The organism is Streptomyces sp. HSW2009, assembly GCF_040240285.1.
Classification (GTDB): domain Bacteria; phylum Actinomycetota; class Actinomycetes; order Streptomycetales; family Streptomycetaceae; genus Streptomyces.
The window spans coordinates 1-4,310 of record NZ_JBEHZD010000605.1; the positions used below are offsets into that span (position 1 = coordinate 1).

Annotated in this window: 4 protein-coding genes and 1 tRNA gene; 4 read left to right on the top strand and 1 reads right to left on the bottom strand. The window is 68.3% G+C overall.

Translation table 11 applies throughout. From position 1 onward, the window contains the following. The 4 genes from tadA to AAHZ94_RS29350 all read left to right on the top strand — a co-directional run. Positions 1-401, top strand: a 401-nt coding sequence (tadA, locus tag AAHZ94_RS29335; RefSeq protein WP_349996695.1) for a tRNA adenosine(34) deaminase TadA, incomplete at its 5' end; no start/stop codon positions are given. A gap of 214 nt (positions 402-615) precedes the next feature. Next, positions 616-702, top strand: a tRNA-Ser gene (locus tag AAHZ94_RS29340). A 1,672-nt stretch (positions 703-2,374) separates the two neighbouring features. Then, positions 2,375-2,614, top strand: coding sequence for a hypothetical protein (locus AAHZ94_RS29345; RefSeq protein WP_349996696.1), 240 nt, complete (start codon positions 2,375-2,377; stop codon positions 2,612-2,614). A gap of 21 nt (positions 2,615-2,635) precedes the next feature. Further along, positions 2,636-2,980 carry a DUF1036 domain-containing protein gene (locus AAHZ94_RS29350; protein WP_349996698.1) on the top strand — a complete coding sequence of 115 codons (345 nt, stop codon included), beginning with the start codon at positions 2,636-2,638 and terminating at the stop codon, positions 2,978-2,980. Between the two features lie 76 nt (positions 2,981-3,056). On the opposite strand, the gene AAHZ94_RS29355 is transcribed toward AAHZ94_RS29350, so the two are convergent. Then, on the bottom strand, positions 3,057-3,860 hold the full coding sequence (locus AAHZ94_RS29355) for an SAM-dependent methyltransferase (RefSeq protein WP_349996699.1): 804 nt from the start codon (positions 3,858-3,860) through the stop codon (positions 3,057-3,059). Positions 3,861-4,310 lie beyond the last annotated feature (450 nt).

Sequence of the window (4,310 nt, forward strand, 5' to 3'; positions counted from 1 at the left end):
CCCCGGAGACCGGCGACGTCCCGGTCGGCGCCCTCGTCCTCGGCCCCGACGGCTCCGTAATCGGCCGGGGGCGCAACGAGCGCGAGGCGGGCGGCGACCCCACCGCGCACGCCGAGGTCCTCGCCATCCGCGAGGCCGCGGCGGCACTCGGCGAGTGGCGGCTCACCGACTGCACGCTGGTGGTCACGCTGGAACCGTGCACGATGTGCGCGGGCGCGATCGTCCTGGCCCGCCTGGACCGCGTCGTGTACGGGGCGGTGGACGAGAAGGCGGGCGCCGTCGGCTCCCTGTGGGACGTCGTGCGCGACCGCCGCCTCAACCACCGCCCCGAGGTCATCCACGGCGTCCTGGCCGAGGAGTGCGCGGCCCTCCTGACGGACTTCTTCCGCGACCGCGGGTAGCGGTGGCCGCTGGCGCGGCGGGCCCGTACGGATTCGGTGGGGCTGGCGCCGGCGGGGCCCGTACGGGTTGGGCGGTGCCGGCGGCGGCTGTGCTCGTACGGACCGGGAACGAAACTCGTACGGACCGGGAGCGAAAGCCGCATAGGCCCCCGCACTCCCCCCGTCCCGGGAACCGATTTCAGCGCACGGCCCACCGTCCGCTAAGCTCTCTCTCGGTAGCGTGTCCGAGCGGCCGAAGGAGCACGCCTCGAAAGCGTGTGAGGGGGCAACTCCTCCGTGGGTTCAAATCCCACCGCTACCGCTTCAGGGAAACCGCCCCTGATCTGGGAAACCAGGTCAGGGGCGGTTTTCGTTGCCGCTGGGCCGCGCAGCACGGCCCTGCCGGTACGAGGGCACCAGCGCGACCGGCTCTGCCCTACGATGGGCAACCGCACAGCAGATGACTCGCGGCCAGAGTGGGCGAGCATGTCGATCGCCACCACGGCCATGGGCCCAGTCCTCAGGCAGGCTCGTCCGAGCCGCAAGGCACCACGTCGTATGAGCGCTCTCGATCAAAGCGCATCCCCCTTCGCATGGCCCGGACCCGGCCGACCATGTGAGCTGCATATTTTGTGAAATCACTCGCGAGATCAGCCTCACCCGCGAGACTGTCTACGTGAAGTCAGCCCTCATCTTATTGCTTGAGCTTTTTGTGATCGCGTCCCTCTTCTTCCTATGGTCCCATACAGTTTTCCGCACCTGGATTCGCCAGCACATCGCTGAACCTCTGGATCAGCGTCGACGAACGCTGGCCGCGAAGCACGCGGAAATATTACTCGAAGAAGCCCGTGATGTTCTTCCCGAAGTGCTCGCCGACCGTACGCCGCCAGGCCACGGACTCACTCCCGTCTGGGTACAACGGTGGTGGTATGCGGCACAGTTAGCCGTACCTAAGAATCTGGCCGCTGTGGCGCTAGTCATATCTCTTATCCAAGTCGTCCCGACGCACATACCTGCAAACCATCAAACGAGTACGCAGCAATCAAGACCACTGCCCGACCTCGTGCACAGCATTGTGTCGATCCCGGCAACCGTTCAAGCATGGAAGAACCCATTCGACGCCTTCGATTCGCTACGCCTTTGGCTAATATACGCCACAGCGCTGCTGACCATACCCATCTTCACGCGAATCACTGCCGCCCTATCCGAAGGGCGAAAACAACGTCAACATCGCGAACATATCGCGAGGAGGCGAGGACTCCAGAAACGTGATTACGTGCGATGCTGGCCCGTGGTCGTGCTCACCGTTGCGGCAGTACAGTGTGCGCGAGCGCACAAAGAATGGGCGACACGGCAGCCAGGAGCTGATATCCCTCGGGTTTCATTGAGCGCCGCAGAACGTGTCGTCTGGCGTGCCCACCGAGTACGCCGCGGGAAAGGACGAGCCCATCATGAGCGAGCGCTCAAGGCTCACGCCGCCGGAGTGGTCGGAGCTCTCCGGAAAGCTGAGGCGGAACAAGATACCGAGCCAGAGCGCGCGTTACGAGAACTAACAGCGATGCTACTTACGATCTCCGAGCGGTACGCCGAGGGACGGGTCGGAAAGCTGCTGGATGACGAACAGATCGGAGACGTCGCGCCAGTGGTACCCAAGGAACGTCTACGAATAGCAGCGGTGAGCCTTACGTCAGTTCTAGCTATAGCTGGCGCCGTCTTGCTTGGATTCCCGGATGCCGCCGTCACCGTACTAGTCCCAGTAGTAGTGATCGCAGCGGCTATCGCCTTTAATCGAGGAAAACACCCCTCCCCCAGAGAACTAACCGATTTGATCATTCCTCGCTGAAGCAAAACTCCCGACAGCCCGCTAGACCCTACGCATTTTGACCCAGATGGATAAGCGCGACCATCGGCGCCCGGCACGATGGTGCACTACCCTGGAAGTGGGCCCGGAAAAGCGAGTGGCGTGTGCGTTCGCTCGGTTGGGAGTACGGGTCATGCCTGGGAAAGGCTCAGCAGAGTACGGAGTGGACCCGACGTCCGGGGTGGATCGGGAGCTGTTGGCCGCGGCCGTGGCGGGTACGCCGGACAAGGTGCCGGCCGCGGAGGTCGGGCCGGGGGCCGACGGGGTGGACGAGGTCAGGTCCGGGCTGGCCGGGGTGCCGGAGCGGGCCGCGCAGGCGTCGGCGGAGTCGGAGGCGTCCGCCAAGTCGGCCGTCCACCGGCAGCCCCGGTGAGTGGGGAACGAGGCGAGAACAGTGCTCAAGTTCCTCAACGGATATTCCGTCACCGTCAATGTGATGATCGAGCGGCTCGACCGGGGTTGCCGGCCGGAACCGTGGCGCAGAACGGGTTGGTGGGTCATTCAGCCCGGTGGGTCTGCGGTCGCGTACGGCGGGGACCTCGATGACGTGAACCGCTACTGGTACTGGTACGCCTTCGCGGTCGACCGGAGGCAGTGGAGCGGGCCGTTCCCGGAGAACGTGCCGGAGTCGGTCTTCGACTGGTGCCCGGACGTGGGCAGCAGCCCGTCCATGAACATCGGCATGCGCGAGTTGGACGTCAACGGCTCGTCGGACAAGGTCCTGCGGCTCGTGCTGTGAGTACGCCGGTCCCGGCGTGACGGGCGTGCGCGGCACGGCCTCGTCTCGTACAGCCGCTCGCAGCGCAGTGAACCCCTCACGCCGTCGCGACCGCGATCAGGTACGGGGCGTCGTCGGCGTACGGTCGGCCGTCCCAGTCGCCGTACAGCCGTACGTCGTCGAAGCCGGCCGTGCGGCACAGGTCGGCGAACTCGTCGGCGCGGTAGATCCGCACGTCATAGCTGCCCATGCTGCGTTCGGTGCCGTCGGCGTCGAGGACGGCCCACTGGCCCTCCTCGCGCATCGTCTCGGGCACCAGGTGGCGCCTGGCCACCAGGGTGCCGCCGCCGGCCAGCGGCCGGTGTTCCTCCGGGGGCACCCGGCCGCTCTGCAACGCCGGCACCGTGATCATCGTGTGCATCAGGAACCGGCCGCCGGGGCGCAGCACGCGCCGGAAGCCGCGCAGCACGTCCAGGTCTTCCGCGGGCGTGAAGAAGCCGAACGAGTAGAACATGTTGATCACCGCGTCCACCGGCTCCAGCGTCGGCAGGTGGCGCATGTCCGCGTGCAGGAAGGTCACCGGCAACTCCTCGGCCTCCGCCCGGTGCCGGGCCAGGGTCAGGAAGTGCTGGTTGATGTCGACGCCGGTGACGCGCAGGTCGCGGCGGGCCAGTTCGATGCTGTGCCGGCCGTAGCCGCACGGGCAGTCGAGCACCCGCGCACCGGCCGGCAGGGCGCACAGCCGGAGTACGCCGGCGACCTCCTGGGCGGTACGGGTGTCGAGCCGGTGCTCGCCGTCGAAGAAGGTCTGGAGCGAGTCGTCCGCGCGCAGATACAGGTCGCCGAAGAAGCCACCCTCCTCGTGCCACCAGGGGATCGACCGCTCGGGGTGTGACGTCACGACAGCACGCTCCAAGGGTTGGGGGGACGGGTTGGGGGCCGGCGGGGGGAGAGACTCGCCGCGACCTGCGGGTTCGGTGGCCCGGCCGGGGCCCGGGCGGCGGCCCGCGAGGCGGGGCGGGCGACGCCGCGCCTCCCGGCATGGCTGTGCCTCCCAGCATGGGGGGACGTCGGCTGGCCGGGGAGGTGGGTGGGGCCAGATGGGTGAGGGTGGGTGTGGGTGAGCGGGCGTCGGAGGGTGTGGGTGGGAGCGAGCGGGTGTGGGTGGGTGGGGTCGTTGGGTGTGTGGGGCGGGTGGGGCGGTCCCTCCGCGGCCGGTCCCCCCCCCGGCCCCCCCGCCCCGCCCCCACCAACCCCCCCCCCCCCGCCGCCCCCCCGCCCCCCCCACCGGCGCCCCCCCCCCCCCACGCCCCGCCCCGGGCGGGCAACGTGGGGGTCGGCGCGGGCCGGG